A 24749-nucleotide genomic window follows, 5' to 3' on the forward strand; every position below is an offset into this window, starting at 1 on the left:
CATGGGCATCGAGCTTCCCGTCGAACTCACCGAGGTCGCCGCCAAGGCCAGCGTCTCGTGGCCGAAGGCGGACGAGGACAAGCTGCGCGCGAGCGCCACCGCCTGGCGCGAGGCCGGCGACAAGATCACCCGGTTGGGCACCTCCGCCGACGGCTCCGCCGGCCGCGCGTTCGAGGGCCTGCAGGGGTCGACCGGTGACGCGGCGCGCGGCCGGTGGTCCAAGGTCGTGGCACCCGACGGTGACCTCCAGCGCGCCGCCAAGGGCTGCCGCGCCGCCGCCGACCGCCTCGACCACGCCGCCCAGCAGGTCGGTGCCGCCAAGGTCCAGATCGTCCGCGAGCTCGTCACGCTCGCCAAGAACAACGACGCCGCCAACGCCTCCGCCGGTGCGGGCAACCCCGGCGCGCTGCTCGGCCTCGACACGCTGACCCGCGGCACCGCGGCCAACGTCGCGAACCTCCACAACACCCTGTCCTCCGCCATCCGCCTGGACAGCGGCGTCGACATGAGCCAGGCCGGCCAGCCCGTCAACACCGCACCCGGCTCCCACGGCCCCGGCGCCGGTGGGGCACCCGGTGGTCTGCTCGGCACCATCCTGGCTCCCGTCGGCGAGGTCGTCGGCGGCGTGACGGCCCCGGTCGGAGAGATCGTCGGCGGCGTGACCGCTCCGGTCGGCGAGGTCGTCTCCGGCGTGACCGCACCTGTCGCCGAGGTCGTCGGTGGCGTGACCGCTCCGGTGGCCCCGGTGCTCGGCGCCGTGACCGCACCCGTCGCGCCCGTGCTCGGCGCGGTGACCGACACGGCCGGCCAGGTGGTCGGTGGCGTGACGGACGCGGCCGCCCCGTGCTCACCCCGTTCTCGACGCGGCGGCCCGGTCACCGCACCCGCTGCCGCCGTCGTGGCGCCGGTGCTCGACGCGGTGCCCGGTGGACGTGACGCCGCGGCGCCCGTCGTCGACGCGGTCGACGGTCCCGGCAACGGACACGGCAACGGCAACGGCAACGGCAATGGACACGGCAACGGCAATGGACACGGCAACGGCAATGGACACGGCAACGGCAATGGACACGGTCCTGGTGATGGCCACGGCCGTGGGGAAGGCCCCGGCGACGGTCCCGGCCGAGGCCAGGGCCCGCAGATCGTGCCGCAGGTGCTCGCGCCTGTGGTGGACGCCGTTCCTGCCGTGGCCGGTCCCGTCGCCGACGCGATCCCGAGCGTGCACGGCACCCTCGGTCCCGTCGCGGAGGGCACCACGCAGGCCGCCGGCGCCGCGATCCTCGACCGCCCGCTCATGCCCGACCTGCACAACCAGCCGGGTGCCCCGCAGGCCACGGCCCCCACCACCCGAACGCACCCGCCGCCCGGCGGTGAGCGGCCCGTCCGGTCCCATCGGCGGACCGGTGGGCGGCGCTGTCGGTGGCGTGGCGCGCGGTCGGTGGTGCTGTCGGTGGCGCCGCCGGTGCGCCGGCCGCGGTGCCCAGGCGGGTGCCGCGGTGGCCGGTCAGCAGGGTCAGGCCGGTGCCGCCGGTCAGGGCCAGGCAGGTCAGCAGGGCCAGGGACAGCAGGTGGCAAGGCGGACCCGAAGGCCGCGGCCCAGGCAGGCGCTCACGCAGCAGCCCAGGCCGGTGCTCAGGCAGGCGCGCAAGCAGGTGCTCAGGCGGGTGCGCAGACCGGTTCGGGCGCGCAGGCCGCGGCGAGCAAGGCGGGCGTGCCCGGTGCGGCTGCCGCGGCGGGCGCGGTCGGCCAGGCAGTCAGCAACGCACAGCCCGGCAACCAGATGCCAGGCCAGTCCTCTCAGAGCACGACTCAACCCGCTCAGAACCAGGGGCAGCAGCCTCAGAGCCAGCCCACCAAGGACCCGCTCGCCAAGGACCCCACCAAGGACGCCCTCGCCCAGGACGCCCTCGGGGACCCGTCCACCGGCTTCGCCCCCGGCGGCGCCCCGTCAACGCCCACCCAGCACACCGGCGAGACCCTCGTCTCGGCCCCCGTCGCCCCCGGCGTCGACCTGGGCCAGCCGAGCCAGCCGGCCGGCCCCAGCCTCATCGCCGACCGCCTGGAGAACCGCGACCAGGCCCAGGCACTGGGCGCCCCCGGCCTCGCCTACGACATCGCCCGCCACACCTACACCGCGGCGGCGGTCGGCAGCTGGTTCATGGCCGTGTTCCTGAGCGCGGGCCAGCCCCCGCGCCTGGCACCGAAGCCGGCCCGCCAGCTCCCCGCGCCGAAGCAGCAGGAAGCCGGGCAGCAGGAAGCCGGGCAGCCCCAGCGGTTCGCCCCGCAGGACCACCCACGGGCGAGCCTCGTCGACACGTCCTCCGCCCAGCCGGCGGCACCCTCCGAAGGCCTGAGCAAAGACCACCCGGCCGTGCAACAAATCCTCGATGGCTACGACCCGTTGGCCGGCATGCACGAACGTGACTGGGACGCCCTCTTCCTCACCGAGGACGGCTCGCCGAGGTGGCCGTCCGAGCGCGAGGGCGGGTACGAGGACAGCCAGCCGGAGGTCCTCGAGGCCGGTGCCGAGCTCGACCGGTTCGGCACCCCGGAGGGCCGTGTCCTCAGCACCGCCGGCACGCCCTACGCGGAGCGTTCCCTGCCGCCACAGAGCGCAGGGCAGGGCTACCGCCGGTACCGCGTCGTCCGGGACCTGCCCGTGCACCGCACGATCAGCGCGCCCTGGTTCGGCCAGCCCGGCGGTGGCGCCCGCTACCGCACGACCTACCCCGTCGCCGACCTCGTCGCCTTCGGCTACCTCGTGGAGATCACCGCATGAACGTCGAGACGCTGCCGGAGTGGCTGACCAAGATCGGCGTGCCCGACGACGTCGTCAGCATCGGTGAGGAGGCGGACCAGCGCTGGTGCGTCATCACCGAGGACGGCTTCGAGGTGTTCTGGCAGGAGCAGGGCAACCGGTACGACTGGGCCAGGTTCGACGACGAGAGCGTGGCGTGCCACTACCTCTTCGGCCGCCTCGCCTGGGCCCAGGTCGCGCGCGGAACCCTCACGGTGCCAACAGCCTGAGAGCGGCCTCGTGCAGGTGGCCGTTCGACGTCAGCACGGTGCCGGCGTCGTAGCGCTCCTCGCCCTCCAGTGAGGTGAAGCGGCCACCCGCCTCGGTCACCAGCACCTGGAACGGCGCGATGTCCCACGGGTTCGCGACGGCCTCCGGTGCCAGGTCGATCGCACCCTCGGCGACCAGGCAGTGCTGGTAGAAGTCACCGAACGCGCGGCTCTCCCAGGTGGCGTCGACCAGCCGCAGGAACGACTCACGCGTGCGGTACTCGGTCCACGTCTTCAGGTCGGTCGTGGAGATGTAGGCGTCTTCCAGCTCGCGCACCCCGGACACGGAGATCGCGCGCTCACCGGCGGAGTCCGACGCGAACGCGCCCCCGCCGGCGGCGGCCCACCAGCGGCGGCCCAGTGCGGGTGCGGACACGACGCCCACGACCGGCACGCCGTCGACGACCAGCGCGATCAGCGTCGCCCAGATCGGCACGCCGCGCAGGAAGTTCTTGGTGCCGTCGATCGGGTCGAGCACCCAGACGCGGTCGGCGTCCAGCGTGCCGCCGCGTTCCTCGCCCATCACGACGTCGGACGGGCGTTCGGCGGCCAGCAGTTCGCGCACCGCGTCCTCGACGGCGACGTCGGCGTCGGTCACGGGCGTGCGGTCCGGTTTGCGCTCCACGGCGAGGTCGTGGGCGCGGAACCGGGTGGAGGTGATCGCGTCGGCGGCGTCGGCGAGGCGCAGGGCGAGTTCGAGATCAGCATCGTGGCGTGACACACGGCGATCGTTCCACGAATAGTCTGAATGCCGTGAGCGTGGTGTTGCTGGCCGAGGACGACCCGGCCATCGCGGAACCGCTCTCCCGCGCGTTGACGCGGGAGGGCTACTCAGTGCAGGTCGTCGGCGACGGGCCCAGTGCCCTCGACGCCGCGATCACCGGGGGCATCGACCTCCTGGTGCTCGACCTCGGGCTGCCCGGCATGGACGGTCTGGAGGTCTGCCGCAGACTCCGGCAGAACGGCAGGGGCATCCCCGTGCTGATGCTCACCGCGCGGGCCGACGAGGTCGACTTCGTGGTCGGGCTCGACGCGGGCGCCGACGACTACGTGGCCAAGCCGTTCCGCCTGGCGGAGCTGATGGCCCGCATCCGGGCCCTGCTGCGCCGCCGCGCGCCCGGCACGCTGGAGGTCAACGGCGTGCGCGTCGACCTCGCCGCGCGCAGGGTGACCGTCGACGGCGGCGAGATCCAGCTCGCGAACAAGGAGTTCGAGCTGCTCAAGGTGCTGATCCAGCGCGCGGGCCAGGTGGTGAGCCGCGACGAGATCCTGTCCGAGGTGTGGAACGACCCGGACCTGAAGGGCAGCAAGACGCTAGACATGCACATGTCCTGGTTGCGCCGGAAGCTCAGCGACGGCACCCCGAACTCCGCCGAGAAGCGCATCGCGACCGTGCGCGGCCGTGGTTTCCGCTTCAACGCCGACTGATGCGCAGCCGGATCCTGCGGGCGATCCTGCTCGCCGTCGCGGTCACCGGGTTCGTGCTCGGCCTGCCGCTGGGCTACACCGCGCTGACCCTCGTCGAGGACAACGCCCGCGGTGACCTGACCGAACGTGCCCAGAGCATCGCGACCAAGCTCGACGACCAGATCGCCGACCGGCAGAGCATCGACGTCGAGGCGGTCAAGTTCGTCATCCCCTCCGACGGCCGCCTCACCGTGGTCTCCGGCGGCGCGACGACCGTGACGGGACCGTCGCCCGGCACCGACCCGCTGGTGGTCGAGCTGCCGATCGCCCAGCAGGGCACCGTGCGGCTGGAGATCCCCTCCGGCCCCATGCACACCACCCAGTACCAGGTCGCGGGCCTGGTGCTGCTCCTGCTCGCGCTCTCGGTCGGCACCGGCACCGTCGTGGCCCTGGTGACCGCGCAAACGCTTTCGCGCCCGTTGATCTACGTCGCCGCCCGCGCGTCCCGCCTCGGCGCCGGCGACTTCCGCGAGGACGAGCAGCGCTACGACATCCCCGAGCTCGACGCCGTCTCCGAGGCGCTCGACACCTCCGCCACCGCGCTCGCCCGCCTCGTCCAACGCGAGCGCGAGCTCGTCGGCGACGTCTCCCACCAGCTGCGCAGCCGCCTCACCGCACTGCAGCTGCGCCTGGAGGCCCTCGCCGACCACCCCGAACCCGACACCGCCGCCGAGGCCCGCGCCGCCCTCGAACAGGCAGAACGCCTCGCCGCCGTGCTGGACGAGCTCCTCGCCGCCGCCGCCGCCAGGGCCGTGGACGCCGAACCGCTGGAGATGCGCCCGGCCCTCAACGCGATCGCCGAGGAGTGGCGCGAGCAGGTGAAGAGCGAGGGCCGCACGTTGCGCGTCCGCGTGCCCGACGGCCTGCTCGCGCGCGACGCCCGCCCGGCTGCGCGAGGCCATCGGCGTGCTGCTCGACAACGCCCTGCGCCACGGCGAGGGTCCCGTCGTCGTGTCCGCCCGCGGGGAGGAGGGCACGGTCGTGGTCGAGGTGAGTGACGGCGGCGCCGGCGTGCCCGACGAGCTGGCCGCGCACATCTTCGAACGCGGTGTGTCCGGCGGCGGCTCCACAGGCGTGGGCCTCGCGCTGGCGCGGGCACTGGTCGACGCCGACGGTGGCCGGCTGGAGCTGTCGACGGCGCGCCCGGCGACGTTCGCGGTGTTCCTGCCGGTGCCGAAGGCGAAGGACGTGGTCGGCATCTCCTGGAAGACCCCGACCACACCGCGCTGAGGCGTCAGGAGTGGCCGAGCGCCTGCTCTTCGTCGAGGGGGCGCTGGTTGCGGGCGTTCTCCTCGGGGAACACCCACTTCTTGTACCCGTACCAGCGGAACGCCATCGCGATCAGCGTGCCCACGACCTGCGCGCTGAGGAAGTCCGCCAGCTCCTCCGTCACCCGCGTGACGTGCGGCTCCTGCAGGTGGAACAGGTAGCGCGACACCCACAGCGGCGCCGAGTTCAGCACGATGCCGATGCCGTTGACCATGAAGAACAGCGCGGCCTCGTGGTGTCTCTCCCGCCCGCCGCGAGTGCGGAACGACCACTCGCGGTTCAGCACGTAGGACACGATCGTGGCGACCAGGGTGGCGATGATCTTGGCCGTCACCGGGTGCGCGGGCAGCACGAGGATCTTGATCCCGAAGAACAGGACCGTGTCGATGATGAAGCAGGTGCCCCCGACCAGGGCGAACTTGACTAGTTCACGATGCTTCAGCGCGATCGACCGGAACGGCTCCGGGAACCGCAAGACCACTGTTTCGGCTAGGGACACGAGACGAGTCTACGGAGATCGGGTGAACACGCCGGTCAGGACGAGCGCCGGCGTCCGGGAACACCCAGCGGCGCATGGCCCAGAACTTGAAGCCGGTCGCGAGCAGCATGCCGATGATCGAGCCGGACACGAAGTCCGCGATCTCCTCGGTCATGACCGACACCACCGGTGCCTGCAGGCCGAAGAGGTGCCGTGACAACCACAGCGGCAGGATGTTGATCGCCACGCCCAAGCCGCTGACCAGGAAGAACAGTGCTGCCTCGTGGTGGCGCTCGCGGCCGCCGCGGGTGTGGAAGGACCATTCGCGCGACAGCACGTAGGAGGCGATGATCGCCACCAGCACGCCGATGACCTTGGCCGTCACGACCTTGTCGGTCAGGATCGTCAACTTCAACGCGTACCAGACGCCGTTGTCGATGATGAACGTCGTGCCGCCGACCACGGCGAACCGGATCAGCTCACGGTGCTTGTGGATGAGGAACTGGAGAGGTTCCGGGAACCAGCTCAGGACCTTGCGAACGACTGGCAGCACCAAGCCAGCTTACGGATCAAGGTAACGGGGACCGCCCCGGGGTGTTACCTTCCGTGGCACAAACCCTCCTGACCAGCACGTTCGGGCACGGCAGAAGATCAACTTCTGATCAACATCGCCGTGTCCGAATTGATCCGGTTGGTCCAAACTGGTCAGCTCTGCGGCGGCCGGCACGGCCACGGCAGCAGGTCCGGGATGAGCGGGAGCGGCCAGATCGGTGGCCGCTGGCACGGCTCCGAGGTGGGTGGTGGCGGTGTCGTCGGCACCGGCACCGGCACCGGAGCCGGGGCCGGGGCCGGCGGTGGCACGGTCGGCTCACCCGGCAACGGCAACGGCAGTGGCACGGTCGGTCCGCCCGGCAGCGGCAACGGCAGCGTCGGCGTGCCCGGCTTCGTCGGGTCCGCGGGCACCGTGGGCTTGGTCGGCGGCACGGTCGTGGGCGCGGTCGTCGTGGCCGGCGGTGGCTCAACCGGGTCGACCGGGTCGACGGGGTCCACCGGGTTGTGGCCAGGGCGGCCCTTCACCGGCACGGTCACCGACTTGGTGGCGTTGCCCAGCGAGGCCGTCACGGTGATGGACCCGCCCCGGTGCGGCAGCCCGAACGCCCACAGGGACATCCGGTACTTCGCACCCTGCTCCAGGTCCGTGACGCAGCGGATGGCGTTCCTGTCCGTGCGCGTGCAGTCGCGGTACGGCGTGAAGATCGCGATGTTCGACGACGACGTGATGTCCAGCTTCAACGTGCCCGGCCGCGGCCCGCGGTTGCGCACCAGGACGTCGACCCGCGGGTCCCAGAACACCTCGCGCCACGTCGACACGGTCAGCTCGATGTCGTCGTTGACCGGCGGCACCTCGACGTCGACGCTCACGTTCACGTTGATCGCGGCGCCCGCGGTGATCGCTCCGGTGATGACGCCGGTGACCGCCTCGTGGGTGGCGCGCAGCCGGAAGAGGAACGTCGCCCGGCCGCCGGGCGCGATGCCCTGCGGCGTCGTGCAGGTGATCAGGCCGCCGCCCGCCGGGCAGTGCACGGTCTGGTCGGCGGAGCCGTCCGGTTGCAGCAGCCGCGCGGAGCACCATGCGCGGGCGGCCCGGGTGCCACCGGTGTTGCGCACGGTGATCGGCAGGTCCTTGGCGTCCTCGCCGGGCGTGAGCGTGAACCCGGCGGGCACGGTCGGCGTCAGCGAGGCGGGTGGTGGCGGAGCGGGTTCCTCCGCGGACGGCGGTGCCTGGGCGGTGGTGCCTGGGCGGCGGTGCCGGAACCGGTGGCTCCGGCGCTGGTGACGGCGTCGGGGTGGGCTCCGGTGACGGCGTGGGAGGCGGCACCGGAACCGGTGGCGGCGGGGCGGCGGCTGGACCACGGTCTGCGCCGGCGCGGTTCGGCCTGCACCTGCGCGACCGGCTGCTCACCGCTGCCGGAGGCCAGCGCGATCGCGACGGCGACCACCACCGCGGCGGCGGAACCACCGATGCCGAGCAGCTGGCGGGGCAGTGAGGCACCGGCCGCGCCCGCTCCACCGGCCGCCGCACCGGCGCCGACGACGGTCGTGGTCGTGCCCGCGGCCGCGAGGTAGGTGGTGGCGCCCACGCCCAGCACCAGCGGTGCGACGAAGATCCGCAGCGAGCCGTTGACGTCGGCGAGCTCCGCGGCCAGCGTCCGGCACCGGTAGCACTCGTCGAGGTGCGCCTCGACCTGCGTGGCCTCGCGCTTGGACAGACCCGCGCGGGTCCACGCGCCGAGCCGGTCGACCGTTGCCCGGCAGCGTTCCGAGTCGTTCGCGGCCAGGTGCATCTGCAGGTACTGCTGCTTGAGGCCCTCCCGCGCGCGGTAGGCGAGCGCGGACACGCCGTTGGCCGTCAGCCCGAGCAACGGGGCGACCTCGGCGGGCGACTGGCCCTCGATCTCGGTGTGCCAGAGCACCGTCTGCCAGCGCTCGGGCAACGCGGCGAACGCGCGGGCGGCCATCGACTTCTCGAGACCGGCGACCGCGGTGTCGCTGAACGCCACCGCGGGCGCGACGTCGGTCATGTCCTCGGTGAGGTCGACCTTCTTGTCGCGGCGGGTCTTGTCGTAGGCGGTGTGGCGCAGTGCGGTGAGGAGGTAGGCGCGGAACGCCGAGTCGGGGCCGCGGCCGGCGCGCAGCGTGTCGAGCACCTTCGCGAAGGCCTCCGACACGAGGTCGTCCGCCTCGGCCTGCGAGCGGGCCAACTGGCGGGCGAGGTTGTAGGCCGCCGAGACGTGCCGTTCGTACAACTGGCCGTAGGCGTCGACGGCTCCGGCGCGCACGGACTCGATGAGTTCCGCGTCGCTCGGGCCCTGGACGTCTGCAGGAACGGTCGCCAAGATTCTTTCCCCTCCTCGCGGCGCTCAGTGTGACTTACGGCGCCTCGCAGAGTCATCTCAATCCCCCGCGCGGGTTGCGTCACGAATGGGCGACGGGCACGTCTCCCACCTGGAATCGCCGGAGAAGGGAGACGGACCGGGTGGGAGTCGCACAAGCGGAACGCCTGCTGAAGTCCAGGTGGCGGACCGCCACCATGGCCGCAGGCTGGGCGTTCCCCGCAGACTGGCCGCTCGCCGAGGTCGACGAGGTCTGCGCGGCGATGCTGGAGGACACCGACCCCTCCGACGCGCTCGTGCGGCTCGGCCGCGCGCGTGCCGAGGCGGGCGCCGGGCTCAGCGAGACGCTGCTCGACCTGGCGGCGCTGCACGCCGTGCTGACCGACGCGTCGCACGTCGTGTCGCCGGACGTCGACGCGCTCCCCGCGCGGATGGTGCGGATGACGGCGCTGGGGTGGGCGGACGTGGTGACGGGGCAGGCGGGTGACTGCGCGGCGGAGGACCCGTTGACCGGTCTGGCCACGACGGCCTACCTGCGGACGCGGCTGGGCGAGGTGTACCGCGAGACACCGGTCGTGCCGCTCGACTACGCCTTGGTGCTGCTGCGCCTGGACACGCACCGCGCCACCGGGTGGTCCCGCGTGGTCGCCATGACGTTGGCCTCTGACGCGCTGAGAACCGTGTTCGACGGTGGCGAGACGTTGGCGACCCTTGGTCCGTGCGTGGCCGCGGTGCTCGTGCGCAAGGACGAGACCCTCGCCCGCCGCGTCTCCAACCTGCGCGTGCTCACCGCCGACCGCCTCGCCGACGACCCCAACGTGCGTCCGACCGGCCCCGCGAAGGTGTGGACCGAACGCCTCCCCGACACCCACACCGAAGCCTGCTCCCTCCTGACTTCCCTCGGGCGCTGACCCCCTGTCCCGCGCCCGCTGACTCCCCGTTCCCCACCGCACGCGGGCCCTTCCGTGCGCTCCTGGAGTACGAAAGCTCCCCGCGTGCGCTTCACAACGGCTGCGGAAGTGTTCTATTGTGCTAGTTGACTAGAACAATCTGGGGAGCGTGTGTGGTCGAGTTCCACGTCGACCGCGGCAGTGGCTATCCCGCGTACCTGCAGCTCGGGCAGCAGGTCAGGGAGGCCTTGAGGCTCGGCTGGTTGCAGCCGGGAGACCGCCTGCCGACGGTCCGCGACGTCGTCGCGCGCAGCGGGGTGAACGCGAACACCGTGCTGAAGGCCTACCGCGAGCTGGAGCTCGCCGGCCTCGTCGAAGCCCGTCAGGGCTCCGGCACCTTCGTCAAGGCCTCCCTGGGGTCCGCCGCCCCCGAGGACCTGGACCCGTTGCGCGTCAAGCTCGCGGACTGGGTCGCGGAGGCACGCACCGCCGGGTTGGAGGACGAGGACATCTACGCGCTGCTGCGCGAGGTGCTGAGCGGGGGAGCGCAATGAGCGTGGTTGCGGCCGAAGTCTCGAAGTGGGCGGTCAAGGGCGTCTCCTTCGAGCTGCCACCGGGCAGTGTCACGGCTCTGGTGGGCGCCAACGGTTCCGGCAAGACGACGCTGCTGAACGTGCTGGCCGGGCACCTGCCCGCCGAGTCGGGGCACACGTCGATCGCGGGCCGCGTCGCGTACGTGCCCCAGCACAAGCCGATGTACAAGGGCTTCAAGGTCAAGGACGTGCTGGAGTTCGGCCGGCGGATGAACACCGTCTGGCGCGGTGACCTCGCCGACGCGTGGCTGAAGAGGTACAAGGTGCCGCGGCGCCTGCAGATCGGTGATCTCTCCGGCGGGCAACGCACCCACGTCACGCTGGCGCTGGCGTTGGGCGCGCGGCCGGACGTGCTGCTGCTGGACGAACCACTGTCCGAACTGGACCCTCTCGCGCGCCGGAAGGTCATGAGCTCGTTGCTGACCGAGGTGTCGGACAACGGCATGACGTTGTTGTACTCCACGCACGTCGTCGCCGAGATCGGTGGTGTCGCCGACCGGTTGTTGTTGATGCACAACGGAAAGCTGCTCGTCGACGGCGAGACGGACGACCTGCTGGAGGAACACGTCCTCTACACGGGCCCGCACGCGTCGACACCACCGGTGGAGGGAAACGTGGTGCTGGCGAAGCACGGCGAGGCGCAGTCGTCGTTCCTGGTGCGGTCGGGCGGTGAGCGGGTCGACGAGCCGTGGACCGCGCGGTACGTGACGCTGGAGGAGCTGGTCGTGGCGCACCTGGAGCGTGCGGTGTGAACCTGGAAGCGATCATCTGGCTGACCTGGCGCCAGCACCGGTGGACCATCGTCGTGACCGCGGTCATCGCGGTGCTCGCGGCGTACGGCCTCACGGCGGCGGAGCTCGACGGTTCCAGGACGGCCATGCCGCTGGCCGCCTTCTACAGCCTCCTCGTGCAGCTCGGGTTCGGCGCCCTGATCGGTGCGTTCTGGGGTGCTCCGCTGATCGCCCGCGAGCTGGAGGAACGCACCTACTTCGTGGCGTGGGGACAGGACGTCACGCCGGTGCAGTGGTTGCGCGGCAAGCTCTTGGTGCTCGGCGCGGCTGCCGCGGTGCTCGGCTCGCTGGTCGGCCTCGGCGACGGCCTGCGCGGTGCGGACGACAGCTCGTGGACGGCGTTCGAGGCGAACTGGCTGGTGCAGGCCGGCTACGCGCTGCTGGGTCTCGCGATCGGCGTGCTGGCCGGTCTGCTGACCCGGCACACGTTCACCGCGATGGCCGTGACGCTCGTCGCGTTCACCCTGGTCCGCATGGGACTCGCGTTCTTCGTGCGCGACCACTACCTGCCGGTGCACCGCTCCGTCGCCCGGTGGGACCAGACGACGGTGGTGCCCCATGACGCGCTGAGGATCGCCGGTGGTTTCGTGGACGCGGACCTGGACCCGGTGGACGTCCCGGCGAGGTGCGCCGACTTCCCGGTGGCCCACAGCTGCATGCGCTCCAACGACTTCGCGATCGGCACCTACGCCGACTACCAGCCGCTGGAACGCCTTGGCCTGTTCCGCTTCATCGAGTTCGGCATCTGCATGGTGCTGGCCGGCTTGGCCTTGTACGTGACGTTGCGGTTGCTGCGCCACGGCGGCGGTTGGCGCCCCTCGCGTTCCCACCGCCGTGACGTCACTTCCGCTCAGAGCACGCCCGCGGTCGCCGCCGCCCAGACGGACGGGTAACGGGGCCGGAACCCGAGCTCCCGTTGCGCGCGGACCGTCGACACGACCGCGTGCGACGGGTCGAAGGGCTCCTGCTGAACGGCTCCACTGGGGGTGTGGCCGTTCAGCAGGCGCAGTTCGGCGGCCGTCGCCGTCGCCGAGCCAGCCCTCGATGAACCGCATCGGCGAGGATGCGTACGACCCGATCGGGTGAATGCGGTCCTGATCCTGTCCCGACCTCGTCTCTCTGACATGACCCGAATACATGTCCTGATCCCGTCGCTCCGCCGTCCGCAATGAGGAAACGCGCAAAGGGCGCCCCACCTCAGGTCGAGTCCCTTGGTTCGCAGTGCCGCTGCCACGGTGGCCCGCCGCCGTCCGCCCGCTCGCTGGTCACCGAACTGATGGCCAGCCCGTTGTTCGCCCGGCTGTGGGCCGCGCACGACGTGGCGGTGTGCCGGTCGGCTCGCAAGCGCCTGTGTCACCCGGTCGTGGGACTGCTGGAGCTCGACTGCGAGGTCGTCACGGCTCCCGAGCACGACCAGCGGCTGGTGATCCACACCGCACCTGAGGGCAGCGTCACCGCCCGGCGGCTGGCTCTGCTGGTGAACGACTCCGAACGTGCAGGTAGGCTGCCTGAACCGTGGACTCCCGTACCCGTCTCCCCGTCGTCGGCATGATCGGCGGCGGGCAGCTCGCCCGCATGACGCACCAGGCTGCGATCCCGCTCGGCCAGTCGCTTCGCGTGCTCGCCGTCTCCGAGAACGACCCCGCCGCGCTCGTCGCGCGGGACGTGGTGCTCGGCACCCACACGGACCTGGACGCGTTGCGCGCGTTCGCCAAGGGCTGCGAGGTGGTCACGTTCGACCACGAGCACGTGCCGGGCGACCACCTGCGCGCGCTGGTCGCGGAGGGCGTGAAGGTGCATCCGGGGCCGGACGCGCTGCAGTACGCGCAGGACAAGCTGAAGATGCGGGTGCGGCTGGCCGAGCTGGGCTTGCCGGTGCCGCCGTTCGCCGAGGTCCACGACGTGCGCGACGTGCTCCGCTTCGGCGCAGAGTACGGCTGGCCGTGTGTGCTCAAGGCGATCCGCGGCGGCTACGACGGCCGCGGCGTGTGGATGCTGAACACCCCCTCCAGCGCCGAACGGGTCGTGCCGGAGCTGCTGGAGGCCGGAACGCCGCTGATGGTCGAGCAGTGCGTGCCGATGCGCCGCGAGCTGGCCGCCGTGGTCGCGCGCTCACCGTTCGGGCAGGGCGCGGCGTGGCCGGTGGTCGAGACCGTGCAGTCGAACGGCATCTGCGTCGAGGTGCTCGCCCCGGCACCCGCGCTGGACGGTGCCGCGGCCCAGGAACTGGCCCTGAAGGTCGCCGACGCGCTGGGCGTGGTGGGCGTGCTGGCCGTGGAGCTGTTCGAGACGGCATCCGGTGTCGTCGTGAACGAGCTCGCGATGCGCCCGCACAACTCCGGCCACTGGTCGATCGAGGGCGCCCGCACCTCGCAGTTCGAACAGCACCTGCGCGCCGTCCTCGACTACCCGCTCGGCCGCACCGACCTGATGGCGCCGGCCGTGGTGATGGCGAACGTCCTGGGCGCCCCCGAACCCCCGGCCATGGGCCCCGACGAGCGCGTGCACCACCTGTTCGCCCGGTTCCCGGACGCGCACGTGCACCTCTACGGCAAGGAGGAACGGCCGGGCCGCAAGGTGGGCCACGTGACGTTCCTCGGCACCGACATGGCGACCGTCCGCACGCGAGCGCGGCTGGCGGCGGACTGGCTGTCCACCGGCGTCTGGGCGGACGGCTACGACATCCACGGCGAAGAACAGAAGCGGAGTGCGGAGTGAGTGCGGTTCAGGTTGGCGTGATCATGGGCAGCGACTCGGACTGGCCGGTGATGAAGGCGGCCACCGAGGCCCTGGCCGAGTTCGACGTGCCGTTCGAGGTGAGCGTCGTCTCCGCCCACCGCACCCCGCAGCGCATGCTCGACTACGCGTCCTCCGCTGCTTCTCGTGGTCTGCGCGTGATCATCGCGGGCGCCGGCGGTGCCGCCCACCTGCCGGGCATGGTCGCCTCGGCCACCGTCCTCCCCGTGATCGGCGTCCCGGTGCCGTTGAAGTACCTCGACGGCATGGACTCGTTGCTCTCGATCGTGCAGATGCCGGCGGGCGTCCCGGTCGCCACCGTGTCCGTCGGCGGAGCGCGGAATGCCGGTCTGCTGGCGGTGCGGATGCTGGCTTCCTCGGACGCCGCACTGCAGGAGCGCATGGCCCGCTTCCAGGCAGAACTCGAGCAGCTCGTACTAGACAAGGACGCGGCTCTGCAGAAGTCCCTCTGAGTGCTCAACAGCACAGCGGCGCCCGGTGTGAACGGGCGCTAACATCGTGCCGAGTACTCGCTACCGGGAGGTAACAAGGTGAACCCGAGCTTCGGCACCTACCAGCTCGCCGAGGAGCACGAGGCGCTGCGAGAGGCCGTCCGCTCGCTCGCCGAGAAGGAGATCAAGCCCTTCGCCGCCGAGGTCGACGAGAACGAACGCTTCCCGGTCGAGGCCCACAACGCCCTGGTCAAGGCCGGTTTCGCCGCCGTCCACGTCCCCGAGACCTACGACGGCCAGGGCGCCGACTCGGTGGCCACCTGCATCGTGATCGAAGAGATCGCCCGCGTCTGCGCTTCGTCCTCTTTGATCCCCGCGGTGAACAAGCTCGGCACCATGCCGATCCTGCTGTCGGCTTCTGAGGAGCTGAAGCAGCTCGTCATGCCGTCGATCGCGTCGGGTGAGGCGATGGCTTCCTATGCGCTGTCGGAGCGTGAAGCCGGTTCGGACACTGCTTCGATGCGTACGCGGGCTGTGCTGGATGGTGACCACTGGGTGTTGAACGGCACCAAGTGCTGGATCACCAACGCTGGCGAGTCCTCCTGGTACACGGTCATGGCGGTGACGGATCCCAACGCGGCCAAGAAGTCTGCTGGGATTTCGGCGTTTGTGGTGCACAAGGATGACCCCGGGTTCTCGGTGGGGCCGAAGGAGCGGAAGCTCGGGATCAAGGGGTCGCCGACCCGGGAGATCTACTTCGAGAACTGCACGATCCCTGCTTCACGGATCATTGGTGAGCCGGGGACTGGGTTGAAGACGGCTCTGAAGACGCTGGACCACACGCGGCCGACGATCGGTGCGCAGGCTGTTGGCATCGCGCAGGGTGCGCTTGAGGCTGCGGTTGCGTATGTGAAGGACCGCAAGCAGTTCGGGAAGTCCATTTCGGACTTCCAGGGTGTGCAGTTCATGCTCGCGGACATGGCGATGAAGATCGAAGCGGCTCGTCACATGGTTTATGTGGCGGCTGCGAAGGCTGAGCGTGGTGAGGCGAACATCGGGTTCATCACCGCTGCGGCCAAGTGCTTCGCGTCGGATGTGGCCATGGAGGTCACGACCGACGCCGTGCAGCTGTTCGGTGGGGCCGGGTACACGCGGGACTTCCCGGTGGAGCGGATGATGCGGGACGCGAAGATCACGCAGATCTACGAGGGCACGAACCAGGTGCAGCGCGTCGTGATGTCGCGCGCGGTTCTGAACGGCTAGAGCGTCGGTCTCTGCTGAGCCAGGACCTCACCCCTGGCTCAGCAGCCGTTCGCGGGCGATGTTGAACTCCTCCCAGCCGCCTACGTAGACACGGTCGAATTGCTCTTGCGTGGCGCCGTGGAAGGTGAGGACGATGCTGGCTAGATCGACTTCGAGCAAGTCGTCTTCTGGTGCGAGATCGAGTACCGGCCCCATCGCGTCCAGCACTCGGCGAGTCGATGACTCGTCTGGCAGCAACTGGTCGATCTCTTCGATGGTTGTGGCACCAAGTACTGCGGCGGTATTTACGAGTTCATCGAGGTTGCCGTCCAGCAACTTCATTCCCGAATTTTTTGCCATGGCGGCGATCGCCCGTACCTTCGGGCTGTTCCGCACGTACGCATCGATGGACTGAGCATCGACGTCCAGGTCGAGGTCACCGTGCTTAACGCTGTCGGAGTATTTGCCGGACAGTTTATCGATTTCATCCTTGATGGTGGAGAACTGTTCGTCCGCCATCTCGAACAACGCGCTCAAGCGGAACAGCTTTCGTTGCAACGGAATCGGCACGTCAGCCTCACGCTTGTAGCCGAGCTTGTGGTGCATCGCAGCCCAGGCGTGCTGCGACATCGTTCGAACCTGGAACTCGACGGAAATGCCGGCGTACTTCGCCCACTCTGGTCGTTCACTTCGGCTGCCGATGCGAACAACCAGATGGTTCGACGTGTAACCGAACTGGTCGGGCGCCAGTTCGTCCTGCTTGTTCATCGAATGCTCTTCGCGAACCTCGAACTCGCCGCCTAGCAGTTCGACGATCCGGTCTACGTCTTCCAGATAGTGAGCGATGATTCGCAGCCCCACTAGGTCCGTCATGTCGGTGAGCGGGTTATCATATTTGCCGGACTTACGCCTGATCTTCTCGTCGAAGCTGTCCAGTGTCTTCACCCGGCCTTCGACCTGGAAGACGTCGATGCCGGCGTGTTCAAGGATTTCCCGCACTAGCTCGCGCAGCTTCTTCTCATAGGCCACGTACATCGAACGGACTTCGGCGTACTCGGCCTTCCAGTTCGGCGACGTCACTGCGGCTCCCGGTCTCGGCGTCCGTGCACGCTGTTGATCGGGAGCCGCTCAACGGGCATTACAAGCCACGTCGCGTGGCATCAGGCGGGCACGCACGTCCCCAGTGCGTCACCGACCGCCGCCTTCGCCCCCGGAACGCACGACGAATCGGGAGTGATCGACTTGTCCGACAGCTGCTGCGCCCCCGCGATCGCCACGTTCATCAACCGCTTCGGACTCCCGCTGTCCGCCGCCTCCTTCACTGCCGCGTTGCGCGCGTCTTCCGTCGTGCAGCTGAGATCGGTGCCAACCGTGTCAACCCGCGGCAGCCAAAGCGCTTTCTGCCCGGCTGGGCACGGCTCGATCTGCCAGCGACCGGCCGGCTGCGTGTCGGTGCGCGCGTCGGCTTGGGGAGTCAACAGTGCGGTGCTCGCGGAGAGGGCGAGCGCTACGAGGAAACGTCCCATGGCCCGAACGTAACCCCGCACGGCACCCCTGACCGGGGGAAACGGGGCCACGGCCGGGGACTACGCAACGTCAGAACTCGCGAATGCAGCCGCGCAGCTCGCGGAGCAAGGCCGATGCCTGCACTCGACGCAAGGCCGGGTCGCCGTAGGCGAAGTTGCCAGCCTGGGCCGCGATAGGTGCCAATGCGCCCGGACGGTACAGGGCTCCCCGCACGCCCACGATCGGGAACTCCCGCACGCGCACCGCCGAGGCTCCCGATCGACGCAGTGCGGGGCACAGCCGGGTGGAGAGGGCGGCGCACGGCCGGCAGATCGGCGGCTCGGTCGACGCCATCCGCTCGGGCCAGCCCGGCCAGTCGTCGTGGTGGTCGACCTGCAGCCAGAGGACGCCGTCCGAGTTCTGGTCCGCGGGGTTGCCGCACACCTGGCACAGCAGGCGTTCCATCGCCCGTCGTTGCCGCAGCGGGTGCACCTTGCCGAACTCGGGTCGGCCCTGTCCGCGATGCGATGCGACCTGCTTCCACAGCACGCCTTGGCGGTCGCGGTCGCCGGGCAGTTCGGTGGCGTGGCCGATGCTGCGGTCGGGACGCTCCACCAGGGCGCAGGGGAGGTCGTACTCAGCGCTCCACGACGTGACATAGGGAGCGATGACCTTGCTGTCCACCTCGACCTACAATCTCTAGAGAACTCGGCTCACGAAAAAGTGAAGCGGAGTTCCCTAGAGAAGGCAAGTCAGTCGTTCGAGTGGAACCGGTATTCGAGCAGGTAGGCGCTGGAGTCGAGGACCATCTCGTTCACCTCGACTGGCCGGTCGTCTGCGGTGTAGGCCTTGCGAGTGATCAGGATGATCGGCGTGCCCTGGGCGAGTTCGAGGGCCTCGCGCTCCGGTTCGCGAGGCATGCGGACGCGTAGTTCCTCGACGAACTTCGTCGGCTCGGAGCCCAGTTCCTTCAGGCGGGCGTACGCGCCGCCCTCGCCGGTGTCGATCTGCGCGATCGAGGAGCCGGCCACCAGCGCTTCCGGGAAGTAGGACGTGGCGAGCTGCACAGGTTTGTCCTCGACCACGTACCTGCGTCGCCGGACCACCACGTGCTCGTCGTCGGCGAGCTGCAACGCCTCAGCCACCGACGAAGAAGGTGGCTCCACGTCGACCGTGACGTTCTCCGTCCGTGGCCGGGACCCGAGGTCGGCGTCCCAGATGGACTGACCGGTCCTCAGGCGGTCGGGGGAGACACGAGTGATCGGCTTGAACTCGCGGACGAAGGTTCCTGAGCCGCGCCGAGCGACGATCAGGCCCTCGTTCTTCAGCACTTCCAACGCTTGCCGGGCGGTCGGCCGTTCGACGTCGTAGCGCGACATCAGGTCGTTCTCACCGGGGACCCGACTGCCTGGTGCGAGTTCGCCGGAGTCGATGCGCCGCCGCAGTTCGTCGGCGATGTCGCGATACCCGACTCGTCCGTTGTCGGTCATGAGCACCCCCTTCGCCGCGAGCCGCGCAATGTTCTCAAGTTACCCGTGCGGCGACGCCGCCCCGGCGGGCGGGGCGGCCGTCCAGGGCTGGGTCAGAACGTCGGCAGCAGTTCGGACAGCCGCTCGTAGCTCCGCCCCGCCCCGTCCGCCATCCCCGTCGCCAGCACCGCGTCCCGCCCCTCCTGCGACCCCAGCTCCATCGTCGAGACCATCGTCGTCCGCCCGTCCTCCTCGGTGAACGTCGTCGTCACCGTCGCCGGCGGGTTGTCCTCGAACGTCTCGGTGTGCACGATCCGCGAGTGCGGCTCCAGTTCGACGTACGAGCCGTGGATCTCGAACGCCTGAGAACCGTCAGGCTGGGCCCAGCCGTAGCGCCATGCACCACCGACGACGAGGTCGATCTCGCAGATCGGCATCTCCCAGCCGTCGGGTCCGAGCAGCCACTGGCGCACCAGGGAAGGTGTCGTGAAGGCCTTCCAGACCAGCGCGGCGGGGGCGTCGAACGTGCGGGTCATGGCGATGGTGGTGGGGGTCGGGGTGGTGACGACGGTGCCGTAGGTGGTGGTCATTGCTCGTTCTCCTTCATCTCGGTCAAGAGTGCGTCCAGGCGTGCGTAGCTCGCATCCCAGAAGCGGCGGTAGTTCTCGGCCCACACAGCGACCTCCTTCAGAGGTGTCGCGTCGAGCTGGCAGGGGCGCCACTGGGCCTCCCTGCCGCGGGTGATCAGGCCTGCCTTCTCCAGCACGCGCAGGTGCTTGGAGATCGCCGGGCCGCTGATGTCGAACGGCTCGGAGAGCTCCTTCACCGTGGCCGGGCCCTCGGTGAGCCGCGCGAGGATCGCGCGGCGGGTGGGGTCGGCCAGTGCGGCGAAGGTGGCGCTCAGCTGGTCCATCTCTTACCTAACCACTTGGTTATCTAACCACTGGGTTAAGTACGCCAGATCGCCTGGGAGATGTCAAGGGCAACCTCGCGGGCACTCGGTTCCGTCATGGAGACATGAGACTTGCGCCGGCTGTCGTCCTCCTGCTCGCGATCACCGGTTGTGGAGGTCAGGCGGGTGACACGAACGCGTTGCGCGGCAAGGTGTTCGTGTCGACATCAGTGACCGAGCGGGAACTTGTCGAGGGCACGTCCGTGGAGCTGCGGTTCACCGACGACGGGCGGCTGATCGCGCGGGCCGGGTGCAACATGATGCAGAGCCCGGTGGAGCTCGACGGCGGCAAGCTCAAGGTCGACGACCTCAGCACCACCGCGATGGGCTGTCCGAAGCCGGAACTGCACGAGCAGGACGAGTGGCTGTCGAAGCTGCTCAGCGCCGCGCCGAGTTGGCAGCTGAAGGACGCGAACCTGGTGGTCGCCGGAAACGGCACCGAGATCGTGCTGGCGCCCGAGGAACCGGCGAAGCTCGAAGGTGGCGAGTGGAAGGTCGACACCCTCGTGTCGGCGGACGCCGCGTCGTCCGTGCCGGGGGCGGTGCCGGCCACGCTCACGTTCGCGGACGGCCGGGTCGACGTGTTCACCGGCTGCAACTCAGGCTCGGCGTCCTACCGGGTGGACGGGCAGAAGATCACGTTCGAAGGGCTCGTGCACACCGACAAGGCGTGTGGGCCCGACGAGACGCTGGTGGAGAAGGCCGTGGTCGCGGCTCTGACAGGGCAGGTCGCCTACAAGATCGAGCGGAGTTCGCTGTCGCTGACGAACACGCAGGGTGATGGCGTCCAACTTAAGAAGTAGCTGTTGGGTTCCTGTCGAAATCATGAGGTTGTTCAAACCTGCACTAGTTTCGGTTCGGGTTTGAACAAACGACATGATCGGGGAGCAACGGACATGGTCAAGGACGTCACCGCGCTGATCGGCCGCATCGGCATCGGCATCGTCTTCATCGCGCACGGCTGGCAGAAGTTCACCCAGTACGGGTTGGACGGCACCGCCGCGAGCTTCGAGAAGATGGGGGTGCCGCTGCCCACGCTGTCCGCCTGGTTCGCCGCGATCGTCGAGCTCGTCGGTGGTGTCGCGCTAATCGCCGGAGTGGCGCTGCCGGTGGTCGGGGTGCTGCTCGCGCTCAACATGCTCGGCGCGTGGCTGATCGTGCACCTGCCGAACGGCCTGATCGGTGAGGGTGGTGCCGAGCTCGTGATCGTCCTCGGTGCGGCGGCGCTGGCGCTCGGCTTCAACGGCGGTGCCTACGCGCTGGACCGCGTGCTGTTCAAGAACAACAAGGTGCTCAACCCAGCGGCAGCGTGACGCTGACCCTCTCGACGTCCCGGCGCGCGGCCAGCTGGCCCGCGTCGGGATTCGTCACCTGCACGAGTGATCCACCGGCCGCCAGCACGGCCAGAAAGCCCTCCAGCACGTCGGAGGGGGAGTTCCACTCCATTGTGGACAGCACGCGCGGCTGGTCGCCCAGCGCCTCGCCGAGCTTGCGCGCCTGTGCCACCAGCTCGTCCACACTGGACTCACCGAGTGCCGGAGCGGACCCGGGCACCGCGTCCCACGGCATGAAGTCGTCGCCGTGCACGCGCACGTCGTCGTTGTAGTCGACCGGCGCGCCGGAGCCCAAACCCATGGGGTGCAACGATGCCACGGCCACCACGTCGGCGTCGGCGGTGCCACCCGGCGGCACGACGGCCACCTTCGCGCCGGAGTCCGCGCTCATCACCACGTGCGCCCCGCACCACCAGGCGCCGAGCAGCACGCCCGCGGTCTGCCAGTGCGCGGGCAGCAGCACGGCCACCCGGTCGCCCGGTTCGACGTCGTGCTCGTCGCGCAGCCAGTTCGCCGTCTTCGCGGCCCAGTTGGCCACCGTCGCGCGGGACAGCTCGACCCGCGTGCCCGTCGCGTCGTCGTAGTGCGTGATCAGCGGGCGGCCGGAGTCGGCCTTCAGCAGCGGCGTGAAGAGGATCTCGGTCACGCTCACGGGCGAACTCCTAGTCGACGCAGGGCACAGACGGTTGCAGCGCTGCCACGGCGCGGTTGCCGTCCAGCGAGAGCAGCCTCTCACCGCCGAACCGCGCGGGCGTGCTCGGGGTCGGGGTCCCGGACGGCGCCACCGAGGTCGATCCAGCGGTCGACGGCGGCGCCGGTGGCACCGTCTCGCCGATCAGCTGGCGCACCCACGCCTTGACGGCCTCGCGGTCCACCGTCACCACGCTCTGGCCGCGCTCGTTGCGCGCGTCGATGTTCGTCACCGGGATCGTGGCGAACTCCACGTTGCCCGACGCGAGGCCCTGCGCCTGCGTCGCCAGCGTCGCGAGGTCGAGCTTCTGGTCCACCACCACGGACTTCGAGATCGCGTCCAGCAGGCCGTTCATCTTGGCCGGGTCGGTGAACGTGCCCGCGGACAGCAGCTGCTTCATCGCCTGCGACATGAACACCTGCTGCCGCGCGATGCGACCCAGGTCACCGCCGGGCATGTTCCGCTGCCGCACGAACGACAACGCGTCGCCGCCGGAGACCACCTGCTCGCCCGCGCGGAAGTTCGCGCCGGAGTTCGGGTCCGACGTGCCGGCCTTCAGGCACACCCGCACGCCGCCGATCACCTCGGTCAGCAGGTAGAAGCCGTAGAGGTTGATCTCGGCGTAGTGGTCGACGCGCATGCCGGTCAGCTCCTGCACCGACTGCACCAGCGCCTTGCGCCCCGCTTCGTCCGACCGGCGCTCGCGCTCGGCCTGGTCGCTCACGCCCTCGGCCTGCAACCGTTCCGCCGTCAGGTACTTCACCGCGCCGTACGCCGCGTTGATCTTGTCCTCGCGGAAACCGGGGATGGGCACGTACGTGTCGCGTGGAATGGAGATCGCGCTCGCCTTGCCGCCGTTGCGCGGCACCCGCATCACGATGATCGTGTCCGTGTTCACGGTGTCGGTGCTCTCGGTGCGCAGCTTGCGCAACACGTCCGCGGGCAACGGCCGGCCCTGCGCGTCCGTCCGGCTGTCGCTGCCCACGAGCAGGATGTCGACGGCGCCGTCCTCGACCGGCGGCGAGTTCGGGATGTCCTCCAGCACCTCGAGGATCTGCGTCGTGTTGGTGTTCTGCTTGACCAGCCGCAGCGCGGTCCAGAAGTAGCCGGAGAACACCAGTGCCGCCACCGCGAGCAGAGCGACCACCGTCCGGCCGGTGACCAGCACGGCCTTCTTGGCGCGCGATGCAGCGGTCAACGCTGTTCCTCCCAGGTACGGGTTTCGAATGCTCAGCGTAACCGTCGAAGACCCGTGACGCCGGGATTTCTGGTCAGTTGACGCAGACCAGACCACCGGCTGTGATCGGCGGCGTGCTGCTCGTCACAACCGGCGGGGTGCCCGGCGCGTTCTGCACCTCGACGTCCTCGCCGTCGTCGACGTAGTCCGTGCCGACGAACACCTGCACCTGTCCTCTTCGGACGGAGGCGTCCTCCTCGACCGTCGCGGTCGGCCCGAGCTCGTTCGCGACCTTGCGCGCGGAGCCCTCCTCGCCGGGCGCGTACTTCACGACCGTGCTGTCCGAGTTCGGCGCCGACAGGGCCTGGCCGCGCTGGAAGCCCTTGCCCGTCAGCGTGGTCAGCACCTGGTTCGCGAGGCCCTGCACGTTCGCGGCGTTGTGGACCTGCACGGTGATCGCGGAGTTCGGCGGTGCGGGCAGCGTGGTCGTGGGCGCCGGCGGGGTGCTCGACGGCTTGTCCCCGGCGAGGCCGGTGATGAAGTCCTTGACCTGCTTGGGGTTCACCGGCAGCACGTTGCCGTCGCCGTAGGTGTCCATCGGGTCACCCACCGGGATCGTGCGGAACTCGATGTTGCCGCCCACCAGGCCCTGCATCTGCTCGGCGAACGTGGTGATGTCCCAGCCGTCGCTGAGGATGACCGACTTCTGCACGGACTCGACGAGCGCGTTGAGCTTGGTGGGGTCGGTGAGCGTGCCGGTCGACAGCACCTTCTTCGCCAGCGCGCCGATGAACACCTGCTGCCGCACGATGCGGTCCAGGTCGCCGCCGGGCAGGTTCGACCGCTGCCGCACGAACGACAGGGCCGCGCGGCCCTCGACCAGCTGCGGTCCTGCCGCGAAGTCGGCACCGGAGTCGCGGTCGCGGGTGGGCTCCTTCAGGCACACCTCGACACCGCCGACGGCCTTCGTGACCTCGTAGAAGCTCGCCAGGTTGACCTCGGCGTAGCGGTCGATGCGCACCGACCCGCCGGTCATGCCCTCGATGGTCCTGATCAACGTCTTGCGGCCGGCGGCCATCGACTCGTCGCGGATCTGCTTCTCGTCGGTCACGCCCCGGTTGCGCATCTCCTGGTCGACCGTGTTGCGCTGGCGGGCGAACGCCGAGTTGAGCTTGTGCTTGCCGAACCCGTCGGCCATCTCCACGTACGCGTCGCGGGGGAAGGAGATCGCGACCGCGCGGGTGCCGTCGACCGGGATGTGCACGAGGATCATGGTGTCGGTGTTCTGCTCGCCGTCGGCGTACCCGCCGTTGAGCAGCGCGAGGACTTCGTCGGACAGCGGGTTGCCCTGCGCGTCCGTGCGGCTGTCCATGCCGACCAGCAGGATGTCGACGGCGCCGTCGAGCGGCTTGCGACCGGCGTCCTTCGCGATCTCCTGGTCGATGACGTCGGTCTTCGCGATGCCGTCGTTGGCGCTCTTGAGCTGCGCCCAGCCGACCGACGTGACGAGCAGCACACTCGCCGAGACGAGTGCGGTGAAAATGCGCCCCGTGATCAGGAATGCGCGGAAAGCGGACGACGGGCGGGCTGACGTCACCCGTACCGGCAGACCTCTGCTTTCCACAGTTGGTTCCTCCCCCACCCCACGGAGTTTAGTCGTTTTATAAGACACACGACGTGACATTGCTGTGGGTTGCACCGATAGACCACATGACAGACTGCAAGTGGTGGAACACCACGGGAGG

The 24749-nt window shown here is 69.8% G+C and carries 27 protein-coding genes and 1 pseudogene; 14 read left to right on the forward strand and 14 right to left on the reverse strand.

Going from position 1 to position 24749, the window contains the following annotated elements; all coding sequences use genetic code 11:
* The first annotated feature begins 1 nt into the window (after position 1).
* Both BBK82_RS18970 and BBK82_RS18975 read left to right on the forward strand, forming a co-directional pair.
* A complete protein-coding gene (locus BBK82_RS18970) occupies positions 2-2776 on the forward strand; it encodes a TNT domain-containing protein (protein ID WP_065916196.1) in 2775 nt (924 codons plus the stop codon).
* Positions 2773-3024, forward strand: coding sequence for a hypothetical protein (locus BBK82_RS18975; RefSeq protein WP_065916197.1), 252 nt, complete (start codon positions 2773-2775; stop codon positions 3022-3024). Before BBK82_RS18970 ends, BBK82_RS18975 begins: the two co-directional genes overlap by 4 nt.
* On the opposite strand, the gene hisN is transcribed toward BBK82_RS18975, so the two are convergent.
* A complete protein-coding gene (gene hisN, locus BBK82_RS18980) occupies positions 3005-3784 on the reverse strand; it encodes a histidinol-phosphatase (protein WP_065916198.1) in 780 nt (259 codons plus the stop codon). The two genes, BBK82_RS18975 and hisN, sit on opposite strands and share 20 nt — an antisense overlap.
* Positions 3785-3816: 32 nt before the next feature.
* Between hisN and BBK82_RS18985 the strand changes: the two genes are divergently transcribed.
* Both BBK82_RS18985 and BBK82_RS18990 read left to right on the forward strand, forming a co-directional pair.
* Positions 3817-4491 carry a response regulator transcription factor gene (locus tag BBK82_RS18985; RefSeq protein ID WP_065916199.1) on the forward strand — a complete coding sequence of 225 codons (675 nt, stop codon included), beginning with the start codon at positions 3817-3819 and terminating at the stop codon, positions 4489-4491.
* Positions 4491-5760, forward strand: a pseudogene (locus BBK82_RS18990) (ATP-binding protein). The gene BBK82_RS18985 and the pseudogene BBK82_RS18990 overlap by 1 nt, the downstream one beginning before the upstream one ends.
* A gap of 4 nt (positions 5761-5764) precedes the next feature.
* Here the strand turns inward: BBK82_RS18990 and BBK82_RS18995 are convergent.
* The 4 genes from BBK82_RS18995 to BBK82_RS50350 form a co-directional block, all read right to left on the reverse strand.
* A complete protein-coding gene (locus BBK82_RS18995; protein ID WP_065916200.1) occupies positions 5765-6298 on the reverse strand; it encodes a GtrA family protein in 534 nt (177 codons plus the stop codon).
* A complete protein-coding gene (locus BBK82_RS19000) occupies positions 6228-6827 on the reverse strand; it encodes a GtrA family protein (RefSeq protein ID WP_065921179.1) in 600 nt (199 codons plus the stop codon). Before BBK82_RS19000 ends, BBK82_RS18995 begins: the two co-directional genes overlap by 71 nt.
* Positions 6828-6982: 155 nt before the next feature.
* Complete coding sequence (locus BBK82_RS50345) at positions 6983-8002, reverse strand: hypothetical protein (RefSeq protein WP_065916201.1); 1020 nt, start codon at positions 8000-8002, stop codon at positions 6983-6985.
* A gap of 8 nt (positions 8003-8010) precedes the next feature.
* A complete protein-coding gene (locus tag BBK82_RS50350) occupies positions 8011-9174 on the reverse strand; it encodes a sigma-70 family RNA polymerase sigma factor (protein ID WP_065916202.1) in 1164 nt (387 codons plus the stop codon).
* Positions 9175-9314: 140 nt separating this feature from the next.
* Between BBK82_RS50350 and BBK82_RS19015 the strand changes: the two genes are divergently transcribed.
* The 8 genes from BBK82_RS19015 (at position 9315) to BBK82_RS19050 (ending at position 15896) form a co-directional block, all read left to right on the forward strand.
* Positions 9315-10082, forward strand: a complete 768-nt coding sequence (locus tag BBK82_RS19015) for a GGDEF domain-containing protein (RefSeq protein ID WP_218920632.1) — start codon at positions 9315-9317, stop codon at positions 10080-10082.
* A 152-nt stretch (positions 10083-10234) separates the two neighbouring features.
* The gene (locus BBK82_RS19020; RefSeq protein ID WP_065916204.1) at positions 10235-10615 is read left to right on the forward strand and encodes a GntR family transcriptional regulator; all 381 of its coding nucleotides are present in this window, start codon (positions 10235-10237) and stop codon (positions 10613-10615) included.
* Positions 10612-11406: an ABC transporter ATP-binding protein gene (locus BBK82_RS19025; protein WP_065916205.1), complete on the forward strand. Its 795-nt coding sequence runs from the start codon at positions 10612-10614 to the stop codon at positions 11404-11406. The genes BBK82_RS19020 and BBK82_RS19025 overlap by 4 nt, the downstream gene beginning before the upstream one ends.
* A complete protein-coding gene (locus BBK82_RS19030; protein WP_065916206.1) occupies positions 11403-12338 on the forward strand; it encodes an ABC transporter permease in 936 nt (311 codons plus the stop codon). Before BBK82_RS19025 ends, BBK82_RS19030 begins: the two co-directional genes overlap by 4 nt.
* A 275-nt stretch (positions 12339-12613) precedes the next feature.
* Positions 12614-12997: an MmyB family transcriptional regulator gene (locus tag BBK82_RS19035; RefSeq protein ID WP_154697384.1), complete on the forward strand. Its 384-nt coding sequence runs from the start codon at positions 12614-12616 to the stop codon at positions 12995-12997.
* Positions 12961-14163, forward strand: a complete 1203-nt coding sequence (locus BBK82_RS19040; RefSeq protein ID WP_065916208.1) for a 5-(carboxyamino)imidazole ribonucleotide synthase — start codon at positions 12961-12963, stop codon at positions 14161-14163. Before BBK82_RS19035 ends, BBK82_RS19040 begins: the two co-directional genes overlap by 37 nt.
* Before the next feature lie 23 nt (positions 14164-14186).
* The gene (purE, locus tag BBK82_RS19045) at positions 14187-14654 is read left to right on the forward strand and encodes a 5-(carboxyamino)imidazole ribonucleotide mutase (RefSeq protein ID WP_065921180.1); all 468 of its coding nucleotides are present in this window, start codon (positions 14187-14189) and stop codon (positions 14652-14654) included.
* A gap of 78 nt (positions 14655-14732) precedes the next feature.
* Entirely contained in the window at positions 14733-15896 is a 1164-nt protein-coding gene (locus BBK82_RS19050) for an acyl-CoA dehydrogenase (RefSeq protein WP_065916209.1), read from the forward strand.
* Between the two features lie 27 nt (positions 15897-15923).
* Here the strand turns inward: BBK82_RS19050 and BBK82_RS19055 are convergent, their stop codons facing one another.
* The 6 genes from BBK82_RS19055 to BBK82_RS19080 form a co-directional block, all read right to left on the reverse strand.
* Complete coding sequence (locus BBK82_RS19055; RefSeq protein ID WP_065916210.1) at positions 15924-16955, reverse strand: GTP pyrophosphokinase; 1032 nt, start codon at positions 16953-16955, stop codon at positions 15924-15926.
* 80 nt (positions 16956-17035) lie between these two features.
* Positions 17036-17401 carry a hypothetical protein gene (locus BBK82_RS19060; RefSeq protein WP_065916211.1) on the reverse strand — a complete coding sequence of 122 codons (366 nt, stop codon included), beginning with the start codon at positions 17399-17401 and terminating at the stop codon, positions 17036-17038.
* Positions 17402-17471: 70 nt separating this feature from the next.
* A complete protein-coding gene (locus BBK82_RS19065; RefSeq protein WP_071812631.1) occupies positions 17472-18065 on the reverse strand; it encodes a hypothetical protein in 594 nt (197 codons plus the stop codon).
* Between the two features lie 68 nt (positions 18066-18133).
* Complete coding sequence (locus BBK82_RS19070) at positions 18134-18871, reverse strand: GntR family transcriptional regulator (protein WP_065921182.1); 738 nt, start codon at positions 18869-18871, stop codon at positions 18134-18136.
* A 92-nt stretch (positions 18872-18963) separates the two neighbouring features.
* On the reverse strand, positions 18964-19440 hold the full coding sequence (locus BBK82_RS19075; protein WP_065916212.1) for an SRPBCC family protein: 477 nt from the start codon (positions 19438-19440) through the stop codon (positions 18964-18966).
* Positions 19437-19763, reverse strand: coding sequence for an ArsR/SmtB family transcription factor (locus BBK82_RS19080; RefSeq protein ID WP_065916213.1), 327 nt, complete (start codon positions 19761-19763; stop codon positions 19437-19439). Before BBK82_RS19080 ends, BBK82_RS19075 begins: the two co-directional genes overlap by 4 nt.
* 104 nt (positions 19764-19867) lie before the next feature.
* Here BBK82_RS19080 and BBK82_RS19085 point away from each other — a divergent pair, with 104 nt between their 5' ends.
* Both BBK82_RS19085 and BBK82_RS19090 read left to right on the forward strand, forming a co-directional pair.
* On the forward strand, positions 19868-20605 hold the full coding sequence (locus BBK82_RS19085; protein ID WP_065916214.1) for an META domain-containing protein: 738 nt from the start codon (positions 19868-19870) through the stop codon (positions 20603-20605).
* A gap of 93 nt (positions 20606-20698) precedes the next feature.
* A complete protein-coding gene (locus BBK82_RS19090) occupies positions 20699-21115 on the forward strand; it encodes a DoxX family protein (protein ID WP_065916215.1) in 417 nt (138 codons plus the stop codon).
* Here the strand turns inward: BBK82_RS19090 and BBK82_RS19095 are convergent.
* The 3 genes from BBK82_RS19095 to BBK82_RS19105 all read right to left on the reverse strand — a co-directional run bounded on the left by BBK82_RS19095 (position 21096) and on the right by BBK82_RS19105 (position 24601).
* Entirely contained in the window at positions 21096-21788 is a 693-nt protein-coding gene (locus BBK82_RS19095) for a TIGR03089 family protein (protein ID WP_065916216.1), read from the reverse strand. The two genes, BBK82_RS19090 and BBK82_RS19095, sit on opposite strands and share 20 nt — an antisense overlap.
* Positions 21789-21798: 10 nt before the next feature.
* The gene (locus BBK82_RS19100; protein WP_065916217.1) at positions 21799-23025 is read right to left on the reverse strand and encodes an LCP family protein; all 1227 of its coding nucleotides are present in this window, start codon (positions 23023-23025) and stop codon (positions 21799-21801) included.
* A 73-nt stretch (positions 23026-23098) separates the two neighbouring features.
* Positions 23099-24601, reverse strand: coding sequence for an LCP family protein (locus BBK82_RS19105; protein ID WP_237048259.1), 1503 nt, complete (start codon positions 24599-24601; stop codon positions 23099-23101).
* Between the last annotated feature and the right edge of the window lie 148 nt (positions 24602-24749).

The sequence above is a fragment of the Lentzea guizhouensis genome (assembly GCF_001701025.1).
Taxonomy (GTDB): Bacteria; Actinomycetota; Actinomycetes; order Mycobacteriales; family Pseudonocardiaceae; genus Lentzea; species Lentzea guizhouensis.